The sequence below is a fragment of the Roseateles sp. DAIF2 genome, assembly GCF_015624425.1.
In the GTDB taxonomy this organism is placed as follows: domain Bacteria; phylum Pseudomonadota; class Gammaproteobacteria; order Burkholderiales; family Burkholderiaceae_C; genus Kinneretia.
This window is the reverse complement of sequence record NZ_CP049919.1, coordinates 2,180,746-2,203,015: the sequence shown is the minus strand read 5'-3', so window position 1 is coordinate 2,203,015 and position 22,270 is coordinate 2,180,746. Positions and strand designations below refer to the sequence as shown.

The following is a 22,270-nucleotide window of genomic DNA, read 5'->3' as shown; positions in this document are numbered from 1 at the left end:
GCGCACCATGCGGGCGGCGCGCTCAGCGGCGCCCGAGCGGGCCCAGCAGCGGCGCCAGCAGGCGCGGCTTCCAGCTCAGGGTGAAGGCCACGGTCAGGGCCGCGGCGGCCAGGGCCATCAGCCACACCAGCGAGGCCATCGACACATGGTCGACCAGGAGGCACAGCCAGAGCGAGCCGGCCAGCGCCAGCACGCCCAGCACGCGCAGCGCGCGCACCGCGCCGCGCGGCTGCGGTGCGCCGCGGCCACGCACCTGCTCCCAATGCACATCCATCGCCAGCGCCAGCCAGGCCAGGCCCAGCAGCGCGGCCAGCAGCGCGCCGGCCAGCATCAGCATCTCTTCACGCATTGGCCACCTCCGGCAGCGCGTTGTTGGCGGCGACCGCCTGCGGCGCGGCGGCGCGCTCGCGGCGCGCGATGCGGCGGACGGCCAGCAGGGCCAGACCCGCGCTGACCAGCAGCATCAGGTCGACGCCGGCCACCGGCCAGTAGCTCTCGCCGATCGTCTTGACCAGATGGTCGCCGGTCGTGATCCAGTTCAACAGCACGGCGGCCACGGCCAGCGCGGCCACGGCCCAGCATTGCTCGCGCCAGGCCGGCGCGATGCGCGCGCTCAGCACCGGCGCCGTGCGCCAGACCGCATGCAGCAGGGCCAGCAGCCAGGCGCCCCAGAACACCCGCTCCTCCCAGATGCCGCGCTCCGGCAGGTCCAGCGGCAGAAGGCGGTTGCCGACCAGCATCGCGGCGGTGGCGATCAGCATGCCGGTCACCGTCGTGACCGCCAGCGCATCGACCCAGCGCGCGCCGCTGGTGCCGGCCTTGGCATGCTGGCGCTTGCGCTTCTCGACGAAGAAGATGAAGCCGGTGGCGATGCAGGCGCAGCCGGCCATGCCGCCGACGAAGTACAGCACGCGCAGCAGCCAATGGCGGAAATGCTGCAGGTGCAGGCCGGTGATGAAGTCGTTCACGCCCTTCACCGCATTGACCGGATCGTCCTCGCGGATCACCTCGCCGGTCGGGCCCTTGAAGTGGATGCCCTCGCCGGTCAGGGTCACGCGGTCGGTGCCGGCGCGGTAGATGCTGACCGTCGCGTTGACGTCGCCGACATGGTGGATGCCCAGGAAGCCCACCTCGCCGGCCATGCCGCGTGCGGCCCAGCGGCGCTGCGCTTCGGCCACCATCGCGTCGACCGAGGCCAGCGGCGCCGCGATGCCGGCGCCATGCTCGGGCAGGCCGGTGCGCGCGGCCTCGGCCTTCTCGTAGGCCTTGGCCTGCGGCTTCATCATCGTGGTCGAGATCGGGAAATAGATGCCCGCGAAGATGATCAGGCCCGACAGCGCGAACATGAAGTGGAAGGGCAGCGCCACCACGCCGGTCAGGTTGTGCAGGTCCAGCACGCTGCGCTGGGTGTGCTTCTTGGGCCGGAAGGTGAAGATCTCGCGGAAGATCTTGCGGTGCATCACGATGCCGGTGACCAGGGCCGCCAGCATCGCCAACGCGGCCAGCGCGACGACCCAGTAGCCCAGGTCCATCCAGTGCAGGTGCAGGCCGTAATGCATCGGGTAGAAGAACTGGCTGCCGATCTTCAGCGCGGTCTCGGGCAGCGGCTGGCCGTTGCGCGGGTCCAGGGTCAGCACGCCATAGGCATGGTCGTTGTCCGGGTCCTTGGGGTTGGGCAGCTCGAAGCCGGACCACATCTGCAGCACCGGGTCGCGGTGCGTCGTGTAGGCGCCCCACTCGTGCAGCGGCAGCTCCTCGGGCAGCACCCCGTTGTTGCGCGACTGCGCTTCCTCGCGAGCGGCCGCGTCGAGCTTGATGGTGCGGAAGGCCGGCTCCAGCATCTTGTCGAAGCTGGGCATCGGTTGCGGCGCGAAGCGCGAGGCGGGGATGGCCCAGCGGTCGATCTCGCGGTCGAAAACCGACAGCGAGCCGAAGAAGAAGCAGGCCATCAGCACAAAGCCCAGCACCAGGCCGAACCAGGTGTGGACCCAGGTCATCGAAAGTCGGAAATTCTTGAACATCGCTTGCTCGCTCCTTGCTCAGGCGGGCTGGCTCAGCAGCCAGGCCAGTCCCGTCATCAGCACCCCGCCCCCGGCCAGCACGGCCCAGACCCGCGCCAGGCTGGCCGCCGCAAAGGCCCACAGGAAGGCGACCAGAAACACCAGGAAGGCCAGCAGGTAGACCAGGGTGCGCGCATCGCCAAAGGGCATGCCGGCCGTCAGCAGCAGCGCGACGCCCAGGGTCACGAAGCCCCAGACGAAGGCCCAGCCGCCCAGCAGGCTGGCGGCCACGCGCGAGACGATCTGGAGCCGGGTCGGCGCCAGGGCGGCGCCGGAAGACGGTTCGGAAGCCATGCGGATGATTTCATAGAATGAGAACTGTTCTCATTCTATGGGTAGATCGCGGTGCTGAGTAGCGCTCGCGAACCCGCAGCGCGCGCTAGGACGCCGCCCCGCCGCCGCGCAGCACCATCGCGACGATGGTGTCGCGCAGCTCCGCCTGGGCCGCATCGGCGCCCAGCTCGCCATGCGCGGCGGCGGCCGACAGGCTCTCGGCCGCGCCCAGCATCGCCCACAGCCCCGCGGTGCCGAGCCGGCCCTGCGGCGCGAATGGCGCCAGCAGGCGGCGGCATTTCTCCATGAAGACCGCCTCGTACTCGCGCTTGACCGCAGCCAGCTCCGGCGAGCCGGCCAGGGCCGCGATCACGCCCGGGATCTCGCGCCCCTGCAGCAGCACGCAGTCCACATAGCAGCGGGCGATCAGCGTCGCGCGCGCGCTCAGCGTGGCCTCACTGGCCGCCAGCGCCTCATCCATCCGGGCCGTCTGGCGCGCGTCGAACTCGCGGTACAGCACCGCCAGCAGGCCCTGGCGGGTGCCGAAATGGTCGTACACCACCGGTTTGGTGACGCCCGCCGCCTCGGCCAGGCGGCCCAGGGTCAGGGCCTCGGTGCCCTCGGCGCGGACCAGGCGCCAGGCCTCATCCAACAGCTGGCGCAGCCGCTCCTCGCGCAGCAGGCGCCGCCGCGGACGCGCGCCCGGCAGGCCGGAATCCTCTTCAACAGGCTCGCTTGACATCGCTATATACCAATCGTAAATTACCATCAGTAAACTTACCAAAAGTATACAACCACCAAATCACACACTGCCATCCGGAGCTCCCGCACCATGCAACAAGCCCTTATCGCCCTCGCCCATCCCGACCCCGCCTCGTTCAGCCATGCCGTTGCCGCCGCCTATGCCCAGGGGGTCGCCGCGGCCGGCCACCGGGCCGAGATCGCCGACCTGGCCGCCGAGGGCTTCGATCCGCGTTTCACCGCGCAAGACCTGGCCCTGCACCGCCGCGAGGCGCCGCCGGCCGCCGATGTCGCCGCGGAGCAGGCGCGCATCGACCGCGCCGACGCACTGGTGCTGGTCTACCCCGTCTACTGGTGGGCCATGCCCGGCCTGCTGAAGGGCTGGATCGACCGCGTGTTCGCCAATGGCTGGGCCTATGAGGAAAGCCCCGGCGGCCCGCTGCTGAAGAAGCTGCGCCATCTGGACGTGCACCTGCTTGCGGTCGGCGGGGCCAGTCAGCGCACCTATGCGCGGCACGGCTACTTCGGCGCGATGAAGACGCAGATCGAACATGGCATCTTCGACTACTGCGGCGCAAAGGTGCGTCGCTCCGAACTGCTGCTCGACGCCGACCCGGCGCATCTGCAGACCGCGCGCGCCCTCGGCGCTCGGCTGTTCGCCACGGAGCCCGCCGCCGCCCTGCCCGCCTGACCCCCGGGGCGCCGCCGGCGGTGGCACTTGCGCACCGGCGGCCCTCTCAATTAACATACCGAGCACTCTGTCAATTTATAGGCAACCGTGGCTCGAACCATCAACCCCGACGAATACGACGCGCGTTACCGCGCCCTGCTGGAGGCGGCCAAGGCCTGCTTCGCCCGCAAGGGCTTCCACCGCACCAGCACCGCGGAGATCTGCGCCGAGCTGGGCGTCAGCTCGGGCAGCCTGTTCCATTACTTCCCCAGCAAGAAGGCCATCGTCACCGCGATCGTCGAGCAGGAGGGCCTGGAGACGGCGCAGCACCTCGACGGGCTGCTGGCGCAGGAGGACCTCGGCGCGGCGCTGCGCGACTTCATCGATCTGATCCTCACCCTGGCCGGCGACGCGGCCTTCAGCCGCCTGGCGCTGGAGATCGCGGCCGAAGCGGCGCGGGATCCCGACATCGGCGTCCTGGTCGCGCACAACGATGCGGAGCTGCGCCGGCAGCTGGCCCTGCTGGTCGGCGAGGCCAAGGCGCGCGGCCAGATCGCGCCGGCCAGCGCGCCGGCCGCCGTGGCCCAGGGCATCGCCGCGCTGATCGACGGCATCTTCAGCCGCGTCGCGATGGACCCGCAATTCCGCCCGAGCAAGCACCGCCCGGTGTTCCAGCAGATGCTGGCCGGCCTGCTGCAGCCGCAGGGAGCCCAGCGATGAGCGCCGCGGAGACCGATCGGATCGACGGCGTCGACGCGCTGCGCGGCTTCGCCCTGCTGGGCATCCTGCTGGTCAATATCGGGGCCTTCGCCTCGGCCTTCTACGGCCAGGACATTCCCGACCCGGCCTTCGATGCGCCGCTGGACCGTGGCTTGCGCTTTCTGGTCTCGCTGCTGTTCGAGGCCAAGTTCTACCTGCTGTTCTCCTTTTTGTTCGGCTACAGCTTCACCCTGCAGATGCGCTCGGCCGAACGGGCCGGCGCCTCGCTGACGCAGCGCCTGCGGCGGCGTCTGGCCGGGCTCTTCTTGTTCGGCGCCCTGCATGCGGTGCTGCTGTTCCATGGCGACATCCTCACCACTTATGCGCTGCTGGGCTTCGCGCTGCTGGCGCTGCGGCAGCGCGACGATGCGCGGCTGCTGCGCCTGGCGGCCTGGCTGGTCGGCCTGACCGCGCTGCTCTGGGGCCTGCTCGCGGGACTGCTCAGCCTGGAGCCACTGCCACCGGATCGCGCGACGATCCTGGCCGAAGTGGAGGCCGCCACCCGCGCCTACCGCGACAGCGCGGTCGGCGTCGTGGCCCAGCATCTGCGCGAGCTGCCGGGGGTTGGTGCGGTGCTGCTGTTCGTGCAGGCGCCCTGCGCGCTGGCGATGTTCCTCCTGGGCCTGGTGGCGGGCCGGCGCGAGATGCTGGCGCGGGTGCGCGAGCATCAAGGCCTGGCGCGCCGGCTCATCGGCCTCGGCCTGGGCATCGGCCTGCCGGGCGCGGCGTTCTACGCCTACAGCGCGGTCTATCTGGCCGACTCGCCCGCCCTCACCTTGGCCGGCTTCGCGGTCGGCCTGGCCACCGCGCCGCTGCTGACCGGCGCCTACATCGCGCTGGCGATGCGGGGCTTCGAGCGCAGCCCCGCGCTGCGCCGCCTGTTCGCGCCGGCCGGGCGCATGGCGCTGTCCAATTACCTGCTGCAGTCGGCCGTCTGCGCGCTGATCTTCCACGCCTATGGCCTGGGCCTGATCGGCCGGCTGGGGCCGCTGCCGGTGCTCGGCATCGCGCTGACGCTGTTCGCGCTGCAGCTGCTGCTCAGCCGCTGGTGGATGGACCGCTTCGCCTATGGCTGGCTGGAATGGCTGCTGCGCGCGATCACCCTGGGCCGCTGGCCGGCCTGGCGCAAGGCCGGCCTGATCAGGCCAGCAGGCCCTTGAGGCGCAGATGCTCGACCACGCGGTCGGCGGCCCGCTCGGCGCAGAGCTCGACCGTGTCCAGCCGCAGCTCCGGCGACTGGGGCACCTCGTAGGGCGAGTCGATGCCGGTGAACAGCTTCAGCTCGCCGCGCCGCGCCTTGCGGTACAGGCCCTTCGGATCACGTCGCTCCGCCACATGCAGGGGCGCGTCCACATGCACCTCGATGAACTCGCCCTCGGCCAGCAGCGCGCGCGCCAGCCCGCGCTCGGCGCGGAACGGCGAGATGAAGGCGGCCAGCACGATCAGGCCGGCATCGACCATCAGGCGCGCCACCTCGGCCGCGCGCCGGATGTTCTCGGCGCGGTCGGCCGCATCGAAGCCGAGGTCGCGGTTCAGGCCATGGCGCACGTTGTCGCCGTCGAGCAGATAGGTGTGGCAGCCCAGGCGATGCAGCCGCAGCTCGACCAGGTTGGCGATGGTGCTCTTCCCCGCTCCCGACAGGCCGGTGAACCAGACCACGCCGGGGCGCTGCCCCTTCAGCGCCGCGCGCGCGGCCTTGTCCAGGTCCGGGCGATGCGGGTGCAGGTTCCGGTGCTCGCCCATCGCGATCAGGCGCCGAGCAGCCGGTTCAGCAGATCCAGGCAGGCGCGCGCGGTGCGGTCGTCGGCGTCCTGCTCCGCATGCCAGGCGGACACGGAGACCGCGACGATGTCGAAGTACCGCAGGGCCTCGAACAGGGCCGCCATGTCCGCGGCGCTCGGGCCGCGCCGCACATGGTATTTGAGCGCGGGCATCAGGAGCGGGTCATCGATCACGTCGGTGTCCCAATGCAGGTAGAGGCGCTCGCGCGGCCGCAGATGGTCCAGCACCTCATCCAGCGTGCAGCGCTGGATCTGCGAGCCCAGCAGGGCCTCGCGCTCGCCTGGGTCGAGATCGCGCGCATCGGCCAGCAGGATCTGCCGCTGCGGATAGGCAGCCTGCACGCCGATCGCGGCCAGGCAGGCCCGCGTCGCCCGGCTGCGCGGATCGGGGCCGGGGTCGACCCGGCCGGCGAACATCGCCAGCGGCATGCCGCCGATGTACTGGGTCTGGCTGCTGGACCAGGTGTGGAAGTCGCCATGGGCATCGAGCCAGAGCACGCGCTCGGGCGAGCGGCAGGCCCGCTGCAGCCCGGCCAGCAGCCCTAAGCTGGAGACGCAGTCGCCGGCCAGGCTGACCGGCCGGCGGCCGTCGCGAACCAGCGCGGCAACGCGCTCGGCCAGCTGAGCATAGAGCAGACCCAGGCTGTGCAGCTTGGCGATCGGGTCATCGATCATCGTCTCCTGCAGCCCCGCATGCGCCAGCAGCTCCCAGGGATGAGGATCGAGCTCCAGCACCCGGCGCAGGCCATCGCGGCGCTGGCCCATCAGGAAGGGCAGCAGCAGCCTGGCGTTCACAGCCATGTCGCGGGCTCCATCGAGTAGCCCAGGCGCGCCATCATTTCACCCACCTCGGGCCGCCGGCCCAGCGCCAGCAGCAGCGGCGCCCGCTGGTGCCAGCGCCGCGGGGCGGGCGGCGCGGTCGCCATCCGGACCGGCAACGCTTCCGGCAAGGTCATCGCGGGCAGGCCCAGATGCGCGGTGACCCGCGCCAGCACCGCGGCCGGGTCGGCGATGAAGTCCTCAAAGGCCAGGCGCAGGGTGGGCACGCCGCTGTCCAGGATGGCCGCATGGGCCGAACGCCATTGGTTCAGGCACACCTCTTCCAGCGGCGCGGCGGTGAAGCGTCGCCAGTTGGGCGGCAGGTCGAACTTCCACCAGCGGCGGCCGAAGGGCACGACATCGGAATAGCCGCGGATGGCGAGCTCGCAGTCGAGCCGATGCGAGAAGAAGCCTAGCGGGTAGAGCCAGCCGTCCATCAGGCCGTTGACCGAGGGCGCGAAGCCGCGCGTCAGATGGAGGTAGCTCACCTCGGCATGGGGAAACAGCCGCTCGTAAAGGCCGATGCGATAGGCGTCCGACGGCGACTTGAACAGCAGCAGCGCCTCCCGCGCATCATCCGGGCCCAAGGGCCGCCGCCGGAGCGCGGGCACGACGAAGGGCGGCTCCTCGATCTTCAGCGCCTCGTCGAAGCAGCGGCCCGCGCCGGCCGCGGCGGAGCGGCCGTCGTAGAAGCCGATCCGCCAGGGCTCGTCCTCGTACACCGCCTCAAGCAGCCGCGTCTGCAACTCGGTCTCGCTGCGGCGGTCGCCGTGGTCGATGCGGCCCAGCGCCGCGTCGAGCCGGCGCTGCAGGCGCTCATCGGCGCCCGGCGCCAGGAAATGCAGGGGGTACTGCAAGAGCAGCCGGTTGCGCCATTTGCGCCGCAGCCGCTCGGTGCCGAGCAGGTCCGATGCGGGAAAGGAGATCTCGTCCAGGATGCCGCTGCTCAGGGCCTCGGCGTTGGCCGGCACGTCGATCGCATCGCTGTCGGCATTGAGCTGGAAGCCGTTGCCGCTCAGGGTCAGCAGGGGGTCCAGCTCCCCGTCCAGCGCGGCGATGCCCGGATGCCTGGCCAGGGTCTCCTTGAACAGGCTGGAGCCGCCGCGCGAGGCCGACAGGATCACCAGCACCCGGCGGACCTGCAGGTGCAGCGCCGAGCCCGGCACGGCCCGGCGCGCGCGGATCGCGGCGAGCGCCTGACAGCCGTCCATGGCGCTCAGGCGCGGTGGCTCATCTCGTAGACGAAGAACTGCTGGCGCTTCGTGTCGTCGATCGCCTCGCTGGCCAGCTCCTCGACCCGCAGGCCCGCCGCCTGCGCGAGGCCCTGCATGGCCTCGATCTCGCCGAAGTTGGACTGCACGAAGTAGATACGCCCGCCGGGCTTCAGGTGCCGGCCCACGCCCTCGAAGAAGCGCGTGTTGGTCGCGAAGCCGGTGTCCCATTGCGACATGGCCACGACGTCATGGGCCGGTTTGTTGCGAAACGGCAGATTCGCGGTGATGACGTCGAACCGCTCGTCCGCGCCCAGCGCCTCGAACAGGTCGGACCGGCGCAGTTCCAGGCGGTCGGCGAAGCCATGCGCCTGGGCATTGTGCGTGGCGCTGCGGATCGCAGCCGGGTTGATGTCCAGCCCGAGCACGCGAGCCGCGCCCCGGTAGCACGCGAAGACGGCGATGACGCCCGAGCCGGTGCCGACGTCGAGCACGCTCTCGCCCGGTTCGACCCGGAAATGCCGGACCAGCGGCAGGCTGTCGGCGAAGGGCCAGAAGGTGTCGGGATAGACCAGAAACTCCCGGTCCAGGTAGCGGACCGTCCGGCCCTCGGGCGGCACCGACTTGAAGAGTTGCTGCCGCTGCGCCTGCCATTGGTCGGTGAAGCTCACCAGGTCCATTGCCGCCTCCATCGTCAGGTCCGTCGCGCCAAGTTCAAGCGCGCCGGCCAGGGAGGATGAGGGGCAGCAGCAATAGCCGCTGCCATGTAGCAGCGGCCAGCCCTGCGCGGCAACGTTTACCGTTTCAAGGCCTCCCTGGCAGGCCGCTCACGCGCGCCAAGCATTGCCGGTTTCGGCGCCGCTGGCAAGGGTGGCCTGCACCAGGGATCAGACCCGGCTCATTCCCACTCGATCGTCGCGGGCGGCTTGCTCGACACGTCGTAGGTGACGCGGTTGATGCCGCGCACCTCGTTGATGATGCGGCCCGAGGTGCGCTTCAAGAGGCTGTAGGGCAGTTCGGCCCAGTCGGCGGTCATGAAGTCGCTGGTCTGCACCGCGCGCAGCGCGACCACATAGTCGTAGGTGCGGCCGTCGCCCATCACGCCGACGCTCTTGACCGGCAGGAACACGGTGAAGGCCTGGCTGGTCAGCTCGTACCAGGTCTTGCCGGTCGCCTCGTCCTTGGTGTTGCGCAGCTCCTCGATGAAGATCGCGTCGGCGCGGCGCAGCAGGTCGGCATAGTCCTTCTTGACCTCGCCGAGGATGCGCACGCCCAGACCCGGGCCCGGGAAGGGATGGCGATAGACCATCTCGGGCGGAAGCCCTAAGGCCACGCCCAGCTCGCGCACCTCGTCCTTGAACAGCTCGCGCAGCGGCTCCAGCAGCTTCAGGCCCAGCTGCTCGGGCAGGCCGCCGACATTGTGGTGGCTTTTGATCGTGGTGGCCTTCTTGGTCTTGGTGCCGCCGCTCTCGACCACGTCGGGATAGATCGTGCCCTGGGCCAGGAAGGTTGCGCCCTTGTGGCCTTGGCCCGAGGCCTTGAGCTTTTCCGCTTCCGCCTTGAACACGTCGACGAACAGGCCGCCGATGATCTTGCGCTTCTTCTCGGGGTCGGTCACGCCGGCCAGTTGGCCGAGGAACAGGTCTTCGGCCTGGACGCGGATCACCTTGGCGTGCAGCTTGCCCTCGAACATCTCCATCACCATGTCGCCCTCGTTCAGGCGCAGCAGGCCATGGTCGACGAAGACGCAGGTCAGCTGGTCGCCGATGGCGCGGTGGATCAGCGCGGCGGCCACACTGGAATCGACGCCGCCGGACAGGCCGAGGATCACCTCCTCATCACCCACCTGCTTGCGGATGCTGGCGACCGCTTCCTCGATGTAGTCGCCCATGATCCAGTCGCCCTTGCAACCGGCGATCTCGCGCACGAAGCGGTGCAGCATCGCCTGGCCCTGCACGGTATGCGTGACCTCGGGATGGAACTGGAAGGCGTAGTAGCCCTTGGCCTCGTTGGCCATGCCGGCGATCGGGCAGCTGGGCGTGCTGGCCATCAGCTTGAAGCCCTCCGGCAGCGCGGTGACCTTGTCGCCATGACTCATCCAGACCTTCAGCATGCCGTGGCCCTCGGCGGTCGTGAAGTCGGCAATGTCCTTCAGCAGCGCGGTATGGCCATGGGCGCGCACCTCGGCATAGCCGAACTCGCGGTGGTCGCTCCATTCGACCTTGCCGCCCAGTTGCACGGCCATGGTCTGCATGCCGTAGCAGATGCCCAGCACCGGCACGCCCAGATCCCAGACCGCCTGCGGCGCGCGCAGCTCATGGTCCTCGTAGGTCGAGGCATGGCTGCCCGACAGGATGATGGCCTTGGGCGCGAAGCCGCGAATGAACTCGTCCGAGACATCGTTCGGATGGATCTCGCAGTAGACATGGGCCTCGCGCACCCGGCGTGCGATCAGCTGGGTCACCTGGGAACCGAAGTCGAGGATCAGGACTTTGTCGTGTTGCATGGTGGATTTCTCACTCACTCAGGAGACCCGGGCCAGCGAGGCCGGGTCGGCCTGGCGGCTGAAATGACGCCAGGCAAAGAACAGGGAAAGGGCCTGCAGCAGGGCGCAGAAATAGAAGGGCGCGCCGATGCGCCAGTCGCCCCTAGGCAGCTCGGCCACGAAGTACATCAGGCCGGTGCCCAGCACCGGCGCCAGCACCGCCATCACGCTGTTCAGCGAGGAGACGGCGCCCATGGTCTGGCCCTGGGTCTTGGCGTCGGCCGCATTGGAGATCAGGCTCTGCATCGCGGTGGTGGCGGCGAAGCCCAGCACATTGAACATGATCACCGCGTACATCATCCAGCCCGCGGTGGCCGCGCCCCAGACGAAATTCGTGATCACGCTGGAGGCCAGGCCCAGCACCACCAGGCGCTGCGCCGTGAACAGCTTCAAGAGGCGCGGCAGCAGGAAGCCCTGCACCAGCACCGACATCACGCCCACCGCGAACAGCGACAGGCCGTTGTCCTTCGGGCCCCAGCCGAACTTGAAGCCGGTGTAGAGCACCCAGCTGGTCTGCAGCACCAGCTGCGCCAGGCCGGACAGCGCGATCACGAAGACCAGCGAGCCGACGCCCTTCAGCGCCGTCAGCTTCTTCAGCGCGCCGACCGGGTTCGCACTCTTCCACTCGAAGGGCCGGCGATGCTCGGGCGGCAGCGATTCCGGCAGCACGAAGAAGCCGTAGACCCAGTTCACCAGGGCCAGGCCGCCGGCGACGTAGAAAGGCAGGTGCAGGTCGATGTCACCCAAGAGGCCGCCCATCACCGGGCCGAGGATGAAGCCCATGCCGAAGGCGGCGCCGAGCATGCCGAAGCGCTTGGCGCGCTCCTCCGGCGCGGTGATGTCGGCCACATAGGCATTCGCCACCGCGGCATTGGCCTGCATCGCGCCCGACAGCAGGCGCACCGCTACCAGCATCCACAGCGCCGTGGCCGAGGCCGTGACCAGGAAGCTGATCGCCAGGCCCGAGAAACCGATCAAGAGCACCGGCCGGCGGCCATAGCGGTCCGACAGCGCGCCGAGGATCGGCGAGCCGAAGAAGTTCGCGATGCCGAAGGCGAAGGTGACGGCCAGATAGGCCAGCGTGTGCTCGGTCGGCGTCGACGCGAAGGTGCCCACCAGCGGCGGCAGCACCGGGATGATGAGGCCGATCGAGATCATGTCGATCAGCACCGCAACCAGGATGAACGACATGGCGGCCTTGCGGCCGCCATGCTGCTGCGTCACCGGCTCGGTGGTGTGCACCGGATCAGTCAAGGGCGATCACTCCAGGCGGTAGTTGGGCGCTTCCTTGGTGATCTGCACATCGTGCACATGGCTCTCGCGGATGCCCGCCGAGGTGATCTCGACGAACTCGGCGCGCTCGTGCATCTCGGCGATGCTGGCGCAGCCGCAATAGCCCATCGAGGCGCGCAGGCCGCCGGCCATCTGGTAGATGATGGCGACCATCGAACCCTTGTAGGGCACGCGGCCCTCGATGCCTTCCGGCACCAGCTTGTCGGCGTTCGGGTTGGTGGTCTCGTCGTTTTCCTGGAAGTAGCGATCGGCCGAGCCGGCCTTCATCGCGCCGATCGAGCCCATGCCGCGGTAGCTCTTGTAGCTGCGGCCCTGGTACAGGATCACCTCGCCCGGAGCCTCCTCGGTGCCGGCGAACATGCCGCCCATCATCACGGCGCCAGCGCCGGCGGCGATGGCCTTGGAGATGTCGCCCGAGTAGCGGATGCCGCCGTCCGCGATCAGCGGCACGCCGGTGCCCTTCAGCGCGGTGGCGACATAGTCGATCGCGGTGATCTGCGGCACGCCGACGCCGGCGACGATGCGGGTGGTGCAGATCGAGCCGGGGCCGATGCCGACCTTGACGCCGTCGGCGCCCGCCTCGACCAGGGCCAGCGCCGCGGCGCCGGTAGCGATATTGCCGCCGATCACGTCGATCTGCGGATAGTTCTTCTTGACCCAGCGCACGCGCTCGATCACGCCGGCGCTGTGGCCATGCGCGGTGTCGACCACCAGGGCGTCGACGCCGGCACGCACCAGCAGCTCGACGCGCTCCTCGGTGCCCTCGCCCACGCCGACCGCGGCGCCGACGCGCAGCTTGCCATGGGCGTCACGCGCGGCATTCGGGAAGTTGGTCTGCTTGGTGATGTCCTTGACGGTCATCAGGCCGCGCAGCTCGAAGGCGTCGTTGACCACCAGCACGCGCTCCAGCTTGTGCTTGTGCATCAGGGCCTTGCCCTCTTCCAGCGAGGCGCCTTCCTTGACCGTGACCAGGCGCTCGGCCGGGGTCATGATCTCGCTGACCGGCGCGTCGTTGCGGGTCTCGAAGCGCAGGTCGCGGCCGGAGACGATGCCGACGACCTTCTTGCCCTGCAGCACCGGGAAGCCGGAGATGCCATGCTGTTCGCTCAGAGCCTTGACCTGGCGCACCGTGGTCTCGGGCGAGATCGTGATCGGGTCGCGCAGCAGGCCCGACTCGTAGCGCTTGACGCGCGCCACCTCGGCGGCCTGCTGGGCCGGCGTCAGGTTTTTGTGCACGATGCCCATGCCGCCTTCCTGGGCGATGGCGATGGCCAGACGCGCTTCGGTGACGGTATCCATCGCGGCCGACACCAGGGGCAGGTTCAGCCGGATATTGCGGGTCAGTTGGGTGGCGAGGCTGGTGTCGCGGGGCAACACCTGGGAGAAGGCAGGCACCAACAACACGTCGTCGAAGGTGAGTGCTTTTCCAAGAAGGCGCATGAGAAAGCTCCAGACGCAAAGCGGCATTATACGGAATGCCCGATGAAGCGCCCCCGACGCGTGCATAAGCGCACGCTGCGCACAACTTGTCACAGGGGCGCCGGCTACACTTTTAGCTTCCCTGCAAAGAGGCTCTTCGATGCCGACGCTCCACCGCCCTGCCCCCGTGATCCGCCTCGCCGTAGCGGCCCTGATGCTGTGCCTCGCGACCGGCGCGCAGGCGCAATGGAAGTGGCGCGACACGGCCGGCAAGGTCCAGTACAGCGATCTGCCGCCGCCCCAGGGCACGCCGGAGAAGGACATCCTGCAGCGCCCGCCGGGCCTGAAGGCGCCGGTGGTGATCCGCCCCTTCGGCCAGGCCGCCTCCGCGCCCGCCCCGGCGCCGGCCTCGACCGCCGCCTCGGCTGCGCCCAGCAAGGCCGAGCTGGAGCAGCAGGCCAAGCAGAAGGCCGAGCAGGAACAGCAGGCGAAGAAGCAGAAGGATGAGGAGAAGCGCGTGGCCGAACAGCGCGCCGACAACTGCAAGCGCGCCACCGCCCATCTGCGCATGCTGGAGGACGGCGTGCGCATCACCCAGCGCAACCAGGCCGGCGAGACCGTGTTCCTGGACGAGAAGCAGCGCGCCGAGGAACTGCAACGCACCCGCGGCCTGGTGGCCAGCGAATGCCGCTGAACGGCGCTTGACGAACTAGCTAACGCGAGCTCTTGCCCGCCAGCGGCCGGTGCCGCGAGACGATGCGCTCGCCGGTCGCGCGATAGCGCTGGCGCCGCGCCTCCTTGGGGTCGACCGTCAGCGGCCGGTAGACCTCGATGCGGTCGCGCTCGCGCAGCAGCGTGGCCAGCGGCCTGACCCGCCCCCAGATGCCGATCTTCAGCGCGGCCAGATCCGCCGCGGCGAATTCCGCGCAGCCGCGCAGCGCCTGCTCCAGGGTCGTGCCCGGCGCCAGGCTCAGCCAGCGCTGCCGCACATCGCCGGCCGCGGGACTCCAGACCAGCTCGACCTGCAGCATCGAGGCCACCTCAGCGGGGGCCATAGACGGCCTCGGCGCGCTGCACGAAGCGGTCGACAAAGGTGTTGGCGATGCGGTCGAACACCGGGCTGACCACCGCCTCCAGCGCGCGGCTGGAGAAGGCATAGCGCAGCTCGAACTCGATCTTGCAGGCCTTCTCGTCCGAGCCCGGCTTGGCCAGCGGGATGAACTGCCAGACCCCGTCCAGCTGCGAGAACGGACCGTCGACCAGGGTCATCGTGACCCGGGCGTCGGCCTCGTGCAGATTGCGGGTCGTGAAGGCGTGGTGCACGCCGGCATAGGCCAGTGACAGCCGCGCGGTGACGCCGTCCTCGCGATGCTCCAGCAGCTCGGACTTCTCGCACCAGGGCAGGAACTCGGGGTACTGGGAAATGCCGGTGACCAGCTCGTACATCTCGTGCGGCGAGTACCAGAGCAGGACTGACTTCCTAACGTGCTTCATAGTGCTTCATACAATGCCGGGATTGTATTGGGCGCTTTCGCCCTCAGATGCCAACCCATGTCCATCGCAGAAAACCGCCGCGCCCGCTTCGAATACCACATCGACGAACAGTTCGAGGCCGGTGTCGTGCTCGAAGGCTGGGAGATCAAGGCCATCCGCTCCGGCCAGGTGCAGCTGACCGACGGCTACGTGATGATCAAGAACGGCGAGCTGTTCCTGATCGGCTGCCGGATCAACCCGCTGCGCAGCGCGTCGACCCATGTCAATCCGCAGGCCGACCGCACCAAGAAGCTCCTGATGAAGAAGGACGAGATCAAGCGCCTGGTTGGCAAGGTCGAGCAGCGCGGCTTCACGCTCGTGCCCCTGAACCTGCACTACAAGGGCAGCTTCGTGAAGGCCGACATCGCCCTGGCCAAGGGCAAGGACAAGGCCGACAAGCGCGAGACCGAGAAGCAGCGCGACTGGGAGCGAGAAAAGGGCCGCCTGATGCGACATAAGGTCGCATCCAATCCGAAGGATTGACGGGCCGCGCCGCGGCACGCAGGCCCTTTCGTCAAAAGGGTCGGTTGATGCGGCACAAGGTCGGCTCCAACCCGAAGGACTGAGCCCCCCGCCCAGGGCCGCCCGGCCCGGCGCTATCATCGAATTCCCATCCCGGACGGAGCGCCCTATGCCATCCCCGCTCCCCCTCGCCGCCATTCCCCGCGCGGCCCTGCCCGCCCTGCTGGCCGCCGCGCCCAAGGCCGAGCTGCACCTGCATATCGAAGGCACCCTGGAGCCCGAGCTGATGTTCGCGCTGGCCCGGCGCAACGGCGTGGCCCTGCCCTATGCCGATGTGGCGGCGCTGCGCGCGGCCTATGCCTTCGCCGATCTGCAGAGCTTCCTGGATCTCTACTACGCCGGCGCCAGCGTGCTGCTGACGGCGCAGGATTTCGAGGACATGGCCTACGCCTACTTCGAGCGCGCCGCGGCCGACCGCATCCGCCGCGCCGAGATCTTCTTCGACCCGCAGACCCATACCGCACGCGGCGTGCCGCTGGCCACCGTGATGGCCGGGCTGGAGGCCGCGATCGCACGCGCGGCGCGCGATCTCAATCTCAGCGTCGCGCTGATCCCCTGCTTTCTGCGCCATCTGAGCGAGGCCGATGCGCTGCAGACCCTGGAGGCGCTGCTGCCCTACCGCGCGCGCCTGCTGGGCGTCGGGCTGGACAGCAGCGAGCGCGACCATCCGCCGGAGAAGTTCAGCCGCGTGTTTGCGAAAGCGCGCGAGCTCGGGCTGCGCATCGTCGCCCATGCCGGCGAGGAAGGCCCGCCAGCCTATATCTGGGGCGCGCTGAACGCGCTGGGCGCCGAGCGTATCGACCATGGCGTGCGCTGCCTGGAAGACCCGGCCCTGGTGGCCGAGCTGCGCCGCCGCGCGGTGCCGCTGACGGTCTGCCCGCTGTCCAACCTGAAGCTCTGCGTGGTGCCGGACCTGGCCGCGCATCCGCTGCCCGAGCTGCTGCGCCAGGGCCTGAAGGTGATGCTGAACTCGGACGACCCGGCCTACTTCGGCGGCTATCTGGGCGAGAACCTGCGGCAATGCTTCGAGGCCCTGCCCGAGCTCGACGCCACCGCGGCCTACACCCTGCTGCGCAACGGTTTCGAGGCCAGCTTCGCCGGCCCGGCCGAGCAGGCCCGCTGGATCGCCGAGCTGGACGAGGTGTTCGCCGGCTTCAGCGCGGCGACGGAAACGCGCTGACGAAGGCCTGCTCCAGGTCGGCGCGCAGGTCGGCCTCGGCCTCCAGGCCGATCGCGAAGCGCACCAGGGTGCCGGCCTCGAAGGGCATCGGCAGCTTGCGGCTGCGGCGCATGTCGTAGGGCACGGCCAGGCTCATCGGGCCGGCCCAGGAATAGCCGATGCCGAACAGCTGCAGCGCATCGACGAAGGCATCGACCTGGGCCGCGCCGTACTCGGGCTTGAACACCGCGGAGAACAGGCAGGCCGCGCCCTCGGGGCTCAGTTCTGCCCAATGCTCGTGCCCCGGCGAGCCGGGCAGCGCCGGATGCAGCACGCGCGCCACCTCGGGCCGCCCGGCCATCCAGGTGGCCAGCACGCGCGTCGTCGCGTCCTGCGCGCGGTAGCGCAGCTCCAGGCTCGGCAGGCCGCGCAGCACCAGCTCCACATCGTTCTGGCCCAGGCCATAGCCCAGATGCTCGTGCGCATGATTCAGCCGCTCGTGCAGCTGCGGCCGCTCGCGCGTGCAGACCGAGCCCATCAGCACATCGGCGCCGCCCGAGGGGTACTTGGTCAAGGCCTGCATCGAGATGTCGATGCCGAGGTCGAAGGGCTGGAAGGCGATGCCGGCGCCCCAGGTGTTGTCCAGCGCGGTCAGGATGCCGCGCGCCTGGCAGGCCGCGATCAGCCCCTGCAGGTCAGGGAACTCCAAGGTGATCGAGCCGGCCGCCTCCAGCCAGACCAGCTTGGTCTTGTCGCTCAGCAGCGCTTTGAACCCGGCGGCATCCATCGGGTCGTAAAGCTTGTGCGTGATGCCGAACTGCGGCAGCCAGGACTCGGTCAGGTAGCGGTTCTGGCCATAGACGTTGTCCGGCACCAGCACCTCGTCGCCCGGGCGCAGCAGCGCCATCGAGACCAGGGTCACGGCCGCCAGGCCGCTGGGCACCAGCAGGCAATGCGTGCCGCCCTCCAGGCTCGCGATGCGCGCGGCCAGGGTGTAGCTGGTGGGCGTGCCGTGCAGGCCGTAGCGGTAGCACAGGCCGTCGCGCGCGCGCGGCGTGTGCAGGTCCGCGGTGTTCTTGAACAGCACGGTCGAGGCCTTGTGGACACCCACCGGGATGGCATCCCAGCCCTCGGGGGCGCGGTAGGCGTGATGGATCTGCTCGGTGGAGATCGCGCGTGCGCTCGTCTTGTGGTTGCTGCTGCTCAAGGCCTGTCGTCCCGTCAATGAAAAAGCGGGCCGTGGCCCGCTTCGGATTGTGCCGCCGGATCGCGGCTCAGATCGGCATCGCGATCAGGTCATGGCCCTCGGCCGCGACGATGCGCGCACGGGTGAACTCGCCCACCTTCAGGATCTTGCTGGCCTTCTCGGGCGGCAGCAGGCGCACCGTGCCGTCAATCTCCGGCGCGTCGGCATAAGAGCGCCCCACCCCGCCCTTGCGGCCCATGGCCGGCGCGGAATCGACCAGCACCTGCATCGTCGCGCCGATGCGCGTGCGCAGCTTCTCGGCCGAGACGCGCTCGGCCACCTCCATGAAGCGGGCGCGGCGCTCCTCGCGCACGGCCTCGGGCAGCGCGCCGTCCAGCAGGTTGGCGGTGGCGCCCTCGACCGGGGAATAGGCGAAGCAGCCGGCACGGTCGATGCGCGCCTCGTTCATGAAGTCCAGCAGGTACTGGAACTCTCCTTCAGTCTCGCCAGGGAAGCCGGCGATGAAGGTCGAGCGGATCACGATCTCGGGGCAGATCTCGCGCCAGCGCGCGATGCGCTCCATGTTCTTCTCGCCGTTGGCCGGGCGCTTCATGCGCTTGAGCACATCCGGATGCGCATGTTGCAGCGGCACGTCCAGGTAGGGCAGCACCAGGCCCTGCGCCATCAGCGGCAGGATCTCGTCGACATGCGGATAGGGGTAGACGTAATGCAGGCGCACCCAGGCGCCATGCGCCCTGGCCAGCTCGCCCAGCTGCGCGACTAGGTCGTAGAGTTTGGTCTTGACCGGCTTGCCGTCCCAGAAGCCCATGCGGTACTTGACGTCGACGCCATAGGCGCTGGTGTCCTGGCTGATCACCAGCAGCTCCTTGACGCCGGCCTCGAACAGCGCGCGCGCCTCGTTCAGCACATCGCCGATCGGGCGCGACACCAGGTCGCCGCGCATGCTGGGGATGATGCAGAAGCTGCAGCGGTGGTTGCAGCCCTCGCTGATCTTCAGATAGGCATAGTGCTTGGGCGTCAGCTTGATGCCCTGGGCCGGCACCAGGTCGACGAAGGGGTCATGCGGCTTGGGCACATGGGTGTGCACCGCGTCCATCACCTCCTGCGTGGCATGCGGGCCGGTGACGGCCAGCACGCTGGGGTGCACTTCCTTGATCAGGTTGTCGCCACCGGCCTGGCCGGCCTTGGCGCCCAGGCAGCCGGTGACGATCACCTTGCCGTTCTCGGCCAGGGCCTCGCCGATCGTGTCCAGGCTTTCCTTGACCGCATCGTCGATGAAGCCGCAGGTGTTGACGATCACCAGATCCGCGCCGGCGAAGGTCTTCGAGGTCTCATAGCCCTCCGCACGCAGCTGGGTCAGGATCAGCTCGGAATCGGTCAAAGCCTTCGGGCAGCCCAGCGATACGAAGCCAATCTTGGGGGCGGCCTTGGCGGCGGCGGGGTCGTAAGTCGTTGATTCCATTTGGGTTCCGCCGGGCGATCTGGCTGGTGAGCTGGGCCGGTATTGTAAGCGAGGCTACCGGGCTGGCCCACGCCCCAGGGCTTCCCCGCCCGCGCAGGATTTCTCGTCGCGGGCCCGCGCTGTCTCCGCCGGGCGCCGCAAGAAGACCAGCACCACCAGCGCCGTCAGCACCGTGACCGCGGACAGCCCCTGCAGCAGCCGGGAGAACGCGGCCTCGTAGGCCTGGACCAGGGGCTGCGGCGCCAGGCCCGCGGCTCCTTGCAGGGCTTCGACCAGCCGGCCCGCGGCCAGCAGCTCGGCGGTGGCCGCGGGGTCGGGCAGCGCCGGCAGGCGCTGCCGGATCAGTCCCGCCAGCACGGCCCCGACCAGGGCCAGCGCCAAGCCCTCGCCCGCCACCCGGGTCGTGCTGAAGATGCCCGCCGCCATGCCGGCGCGCTCCACCGGCACCACGCTGACCGCCAAGCCATCCATCAGCCCCCAGGGCAGGCTGATGCCGATGCCGATCAGCGTCATCGCCGGAATCGCCGCCAGCCCGTCGCGGGCCTGGGACAGCCACAGCAGGCCGGCCGCCGCGACCAGCAGGCCCGCGCCGCACAGCGTGCCCGGCGAGCACCAGCGCGTCGCCCGCCCGGCCGCCAGCGGCAGCACCAGCAGCGGCGCCGACAGCGCCGCCATCAGCCAGCCGGTCGGGCCCGGCGCCAGCCCCTCGATGCCGGCGAAGCGGATCGGCAGCAGCACCAACAGCACCACGAAGGCATAGGCCGGCGCCGCGGCCAGCAGCTGGATGCCGATGAAGCGGCGATAGCGGAACAGCGACAGGTCCAGCATCGGCGCCGGGGCGCGGCGCTCGATGCCCACGAAGACGGCAAACAGCAGCGCCGCCGCAACCAAGCCCGCCAGCACCAGCGGGTCCGCCAGGCCGCGCTGCGCCGACAGCAGCACGGCGCAGGTCAGCGCCGTCAGGGCCAGCATGAAGACCAGGGCCCCGGCCCAATCGAACGCGCCGGCGCCCGGGTCGCGCGACTCGCGCATCGCGCGCAGGCCCAGCAGCACCGCCAGCACCATCAGCGCGAGCACCAGGACGAAGATGGCGCGCCAGCCCCAGGCGGCGGCCAGCGCGCCGGCCGTGACCGGCCCCAGCACCAGCCCGACGCCGAAGCTGGTGCCCAGCCAGCTGAATGCCCCGGTGCGGGCCTCGCCCTCGAACTCCTGGGCCAGCGCGGCGGCGCCGCCGGCGAAGATCGCCGCGCCCGCCACGCCCTGCAGGCCGCGCAGCAGATTGAAGACCCAAATGCCGGGCGCGAAGGCCAGTGCCAGCGAGGCGGCCAGGAACAGCGCCGCACCGGCAAAGAAGACGCGACGGCGCCCGATGCGATCGGCCAGCGCGCCCGCGGTGAGCAGGCAGCCGCCGAAGGCCAGCATGAAGGCATTGGTCACCCAGGCCAGCGCGGCCGCGGACGCGGACAGTTCGTCCGCGATGCCGCCCAGGGCCACGGCCGGGCCGGTGAAGACCATGGGCATGGCGGCCGAGGCCATGCAGACGCAGAGCAGCACCCGGCCTTGCCGGCGCGGGTCGGGATGAAGATCGGAAGAAGCGGGAGATGGCATGGCAGAAATCGTGAGGACCGGGCCGACGGCCCGCCCAGGTCATGGATGTCCATTGAAGATACGATTTCCACACTCATGCAAATACTGGCCTTGACTCCCTTCAATCCGGAGCAAAACGCTCCAATCAAGCCCACACAATCCCGCCAAGCCCCATGGACGCCCCGCCCCATACCAACCTCTCCGGCCTGCTGGCCTTCGTACGCAGCGCCGACCTGGGCAGCTTCGTCGCCGCCGGGCGGCTGCTGGGGATCTCGGCCTCGGCCGTGGGCAAGGCGGTCACGCGGTTGGAGCAGGAGCTGGGCGTGCGCCTGCTCCAGCGCAGCACGCGCCGCATCGCGCTGACCGAGGAGGGCCGGCAGTTCCATGAGCGCTGCCGCAGCATCCTGGACGAGCTGGACGATGCGCGCGCCCTGCTCTCGCAGGCCGCCGGCCGGCCGCGCGGCCGCCTGCGGATCAGCGTCCCCATCGTCACCTACCACCTGCTGCTGCCGCTGCTGCCCGACTTCCTGGAGCGCCACCCCGAGGTGGAGCTGGACATCGACTTCAACGACCGCCTCGTCGATCTGATCGACGAGGGCATCGACATCGCCATCCGCAGCGGCGACCTGCCGGACTCGCGGCTGGTCAGCCTGCCGCTATGGCCCTACCGCTCCCTGCTCTGCGCCGCACCGGACTACCTGGCGCGCCGCGGCGTCCCCCTGCGCGTCGCGGACCTGGACGGGCATGACGGCATCCGCTTTCGCTTCCCCAACTCCCGGCGCCTGCTCGAATGGCCGCTGGGCATGGGTGCGCAGGACGGCATGGAGGCGCCGCCGTTGCGGCTGCGCCGCAGCCTGGTATTCAACAATATGGAGGCGGTGCGTGGCGCGACGCTCGGCGGCATGGGCATCGGCTGCATGCCGGACTTTCTGGTGCGCGAGCCGTTGAAGAACGGCCAGCTTCGCACCGTCCTGGAACTCGACCCACGCCCCGCCGGCCGCTTCAGCGCGGTCTGGCCCAGCGGCCGCCACCTGTCGCCCAAGGTGCGCGTCTTCATCGACTTCCTGCGCAGCCGGCTGCGGGACGAGGAGCGCCCTCGAAGCAAGGGCGCCAGCCTCTAGCGATGTCGACTCGCCTCTTCGTTTCCGAGGCTTTGACAACATCTTGACGCTGGCGCGGCTTCTCTCGTCACGGGCTTGAGGACCCCGGACCTAGATTTCACCCAGCCC

Annotated in this window: 22 protein-coding genes and 1 pseudogene; 7 read left to right on the top strand and 16 right to left on the bottom strand. The window is 69.7% G+C overall.

Features of this window, described 5'->3' with window-relative positions; genetic code table 11:
* Window positions 1–22: 22 nt before the first annotated feature.
* From G8A07_RS10225 to G8A07_RS10210, 4 genes are all read right to left on the bottom strand, one after another.
* Window positions 23–349, bottom strand: a complete 327-nt coding sequence (locus tag G8A07_RS10225; protein WP_195796897.1) for a DUF3325 family protein — start codon at window positions 347–349, stop codon at window positions 23–25.
* A complete protein-coding gene (locus G8A07_RS10220; RefSeq protein ID WP_195796896.1) occupies window positions 342–2,021 on the bottom strand; it encodes a PepSY domain-containing protein in 1,680 nt (559 codons plus the stop codon). Before G8A07_RS10220 ends, G8A07_RS10225 begins: the two co-directional genes overlap by 8 nt.
* A gap of 18 nt (window positions 2,022–2,039) precedes the next feature.
* Complete coding sequence (locus tag G8A07_RS10215; protein ID WP_195796895.1) at window positions 2,040–2,354, bottom strand: iron uptake protein; 315 nt, start codon at window positions 2,352–2,354, stop codon at window positions 2,040–2,042.
* Window positions 2,355–2,439: 85 nt separating this feature from the next.
* On the bottom strand, window positions 2,440–3,075 hold the full coding sequence (locus G8A07_RS10210; protein WP_195796894.1) for a TetR/AcrR family transcriptional regulator: 636 nt from the start codon (window positions 3,073–3,075) through the stop codon (window positions 2,440–2,442).
* 90 nt (window positions 3,076–3,165) lie between these two features.
* Between G8A07_RS10210 and G8A07_RS10205 the strand changes: the two genes are divergently transcribed.
* From G8A07_RS10205 to G8A07_RS10195, 3 genes are all read left to right on the top strand, one after another.
* Window positions 3,166–3,765, top strand: a complete 600-nt coding sequence (locus tag G8A07_RS10205) for an NAD(P)H-dependent oxidoreductase (protein WP_195796893.1) — start codon at window positions 3,166–3,168, stop codon at window positions 3,763–3,765.
* Between the two features lie 87 nt (window positions 3,766–3,852).
* Window positions 3,853–4,464: a TetR/AcrR family transcriptional regulator gene (locus tag G8A07_RS10200; RefSeq protein ID WP_213086262.1), complete on the top strand. Its 612-nt coding sequence runs from the start codon at window positions 3,853–3,855 to the stop codon at window positions 4,462–4,464.
* Window positions 4,461–5,663, top strand: a complete 1,203-nt coding sequence (locus G8A07_RS10195; protein ID WP_195796892.1) for a DUF418 domain-containing protein — start codon at window positions 4,461–4,463, stop codon at window positions 5,661–5,663. Before G8A07_RS10200 ends, G8A07_RS10195 begins: the two co-directional genes overlap by 4 nt.
* Here G8A07_RS10195 and cysC read toward each other — a convergent pair.
* The 7 genes and pseudogenes from cysC to guaB form a co-directional block, all read right to left on the bottom strand.
* A pseudogene (gene cysC, locus G8A07_RS10190) lies at window positions 5,644–6,204 on the bottom strand (adenylyl-sulfate kinase); the annotation flags it as partial. The gene G8A07_RS10195 and the pseudogene cysC overlap by 20 nt on opposite strands.
* Before the next feature lie 47 nt (window positions 6,205–6,251).
* Window positions 6,252–7,085 (bottom strand): arginase family protein, encoded by an 834-nt coding sequence (locus G8A07_RS10185; protein WP_249937292.1) that lies wholly within the window; start codon window positions 7,083–7,085, stop codon window positions 6,252–6,254.
* A complete protein-coding gene (locus G8A07_RS10180) occupies window positions 7,076–8,314 on the bottom strand; it encodes a hypothetical protein (protein ID WP_195796890.1) in 1,239 nt (412 codons plus the stop codon). Before G8A07_RS10180 ends, G8A07_RS10185 begins: the two co-directional genes overlap by 10 nt.
* 5 nt (window positions 8,315–8,319) lie before the next feature.
* Entirely contained in the window at window positions 8,320–8,994 is a 675-nt protein-coding gene (locus G8A07_RS10175; protein ID WP_249937291.1) for a methyltransferase, read from the bottom strand.
* A gap of 218 nt (window positions 8,995–9,212) precedes the next feature.
* Window positions 9,213–10,820 (bottom strand): glutamine-hydrolyzing GMP synthase, encoded by a 1,608-nt coding sequence (guaA, locus tag G8A07_RS10170; protein ID WP_195796888.1) that lies wholly within the window; start codon window positions 10,818–10,820, stop codon window positions 9,213–9,215.
* Between the two features lie 18 nt (window positions 10,821–10,838).
* A complete protein-coding gene (locus G8A07_RS10165) occupies window positions 10,839–12,113 on the bottom strand; it encodes an MFS transporter (protein WP_249937290.1) in 1,275 nt (424 codons plus the stop codon).
* Between the two features lie 6 nt (window positions 12,114–12,119).
* A complete protein-coding gene (guaB, locus tag G8A07_RS10160) occupies window positions 12,120–13,592 on the bottom strand; it encodes an IMP dehydrogenase (protein ID WP_195796887.1) in 1,473 nt (490 codons plus the stop codon).
* Between the two features lie 166 nt (window positions 13,593–13,758).
* Between guaB and G8A07_RS10155 the strand changes: the two genes are divergently transcribed.
* Window positions 13,759–14,265, top strand: coding sequence for a DUF4124 domain-containing protein (locus G8A07_RS10155; protein ID WP_249937289.1), 507 nt, complete (start codon window positions 13,759–13,761; stop codon window positions 14,263–14,265).
* Between the two features lie 19 nt (window positions 14,266–14,284).
* On the opposite strand, the gene G8A07_RS10150 is transcribed toward G8A07_RS10155, so the two are convergent.
* Together G8A07_RS10150 and G8A07_RS10145 are read right to left on the bottom strand one after the other, a co-directional pair.
* Window positions 14,285–14,626, bottom strand: a complete 342-nt coding sequence (locus tag G8A07_RS10150; RefSeq protein WP_249937288.1) for an RnfH family protein — start codon at window positions 14,624–14,626, stop codon at window positions 14,285–14,287.
* A complete protein-coding gene (locus tag G8A07_RS10145) occupies window positions 14,613–15,065 on the bottom strand; it encodes a type II toxin-antitoxin system RatA family toxin (protein ID WP_195796885.1) in 453 nt (150 codons plus the stop codon). The genes G8A07_RS10150 and G8A07_RS10145 overlap by 14 nt, the downstream gene beginning before the upstream one ends.
* A gap of 57 nt (window positions 15,066–15,122) precedes the next feature.
* Between G8A07_RS10145 and smpB the strand changes: the two genes are divergently transcribed.
* Together smpB and G8A07_RS10135 are read left to right on the top strand one after the other, a co-directional pair.
* Complete coding sequence (gene smpB / locus G8A07_RS10140) at window positions 15,123–15,587, top strand: SsrA-binding protein SmpB (protein WP_195796884.1); 465 nt, start codon at window positions 15,123–15,125, stop codon at window positions 15,585–15,587.
* 148 nt (window positions 15,588–15,735) lie between these two features.
* Entirely contained in the window at window positions 15,736–16,806 is a 1,071-nt protein-coding gene (locus G8A07_RS10135; RefSeq protein ID WP_195796883.1) for an adenosine deaminase, read from the top strand.
* On the opposite strand, the gene G8A07_RS10130 is transcribed toward G8A07_RS10135, so the two are convergent.
* From G8A07_RS10130 to G8A07_RS10120, 3 genes are all read right to left on the bottom strand, one after another.
* Window positions 16,781–17,992 (bottom strand): PLP-dependent transferase, encoded by a 1,212-nt coding sequence (locus tag G8A07_RS10130; protein WP_249937287.1) that lies wholly within the window; start codon window positions 17,990–17,992, stop codon window positions 16,781–16,783. The two genes, G8A07_RS10135 and G8A07_RS10130, sit on opposite strands and share 26 nt — an antisense overlap.
* A 67-nt stretch (window positions 17,993–18,059) precedes the next feature.
* On the bottom strand, window positions 18,060–19,454 hold the full coding sequence (rimO, locus tag G8A07_RS10125) for a 30S ribosomal protein S12 methylthiotransferase RimO (RefSeq protein WP_195796882.1): 1,395 nt from the start codon (window positions 19,452–19,454) through the stop codon (window positions 18,060–18,062).
* Between the two features lie 54 nt (window positions 19,455–19,508).
* Window positions 19,509–21,062 (bottom strand): MFS transporter, encoded by a 1,554-nt coding sequence (locus G8A07_RS10120; RefSeq protein WP_195796881.1) that lies wholly within the window; start codon window positions 21,060–21,062, stop codon window positions 19,509–19,511.
* 152 nt (window positions 21,063–21,214) lie between these two features.
* On the opposite strand from G8A07_RS10120, the gene G8A07_RS10115 reads away from it, so the two are divergent.
* Window positions 21,215–22,162, top strand: a complete 948-nt coding sequence (locus tag G8A07_RS10115) for a LysR family transcriptional regulator (RefSeq protein WP_195796880.1) — start codon at window positions 21,215–21,217, stop codon at window positions 22,160–22,162.
* Window positions 22,163–22,270 lie beyond the last annotated feature (108 nt).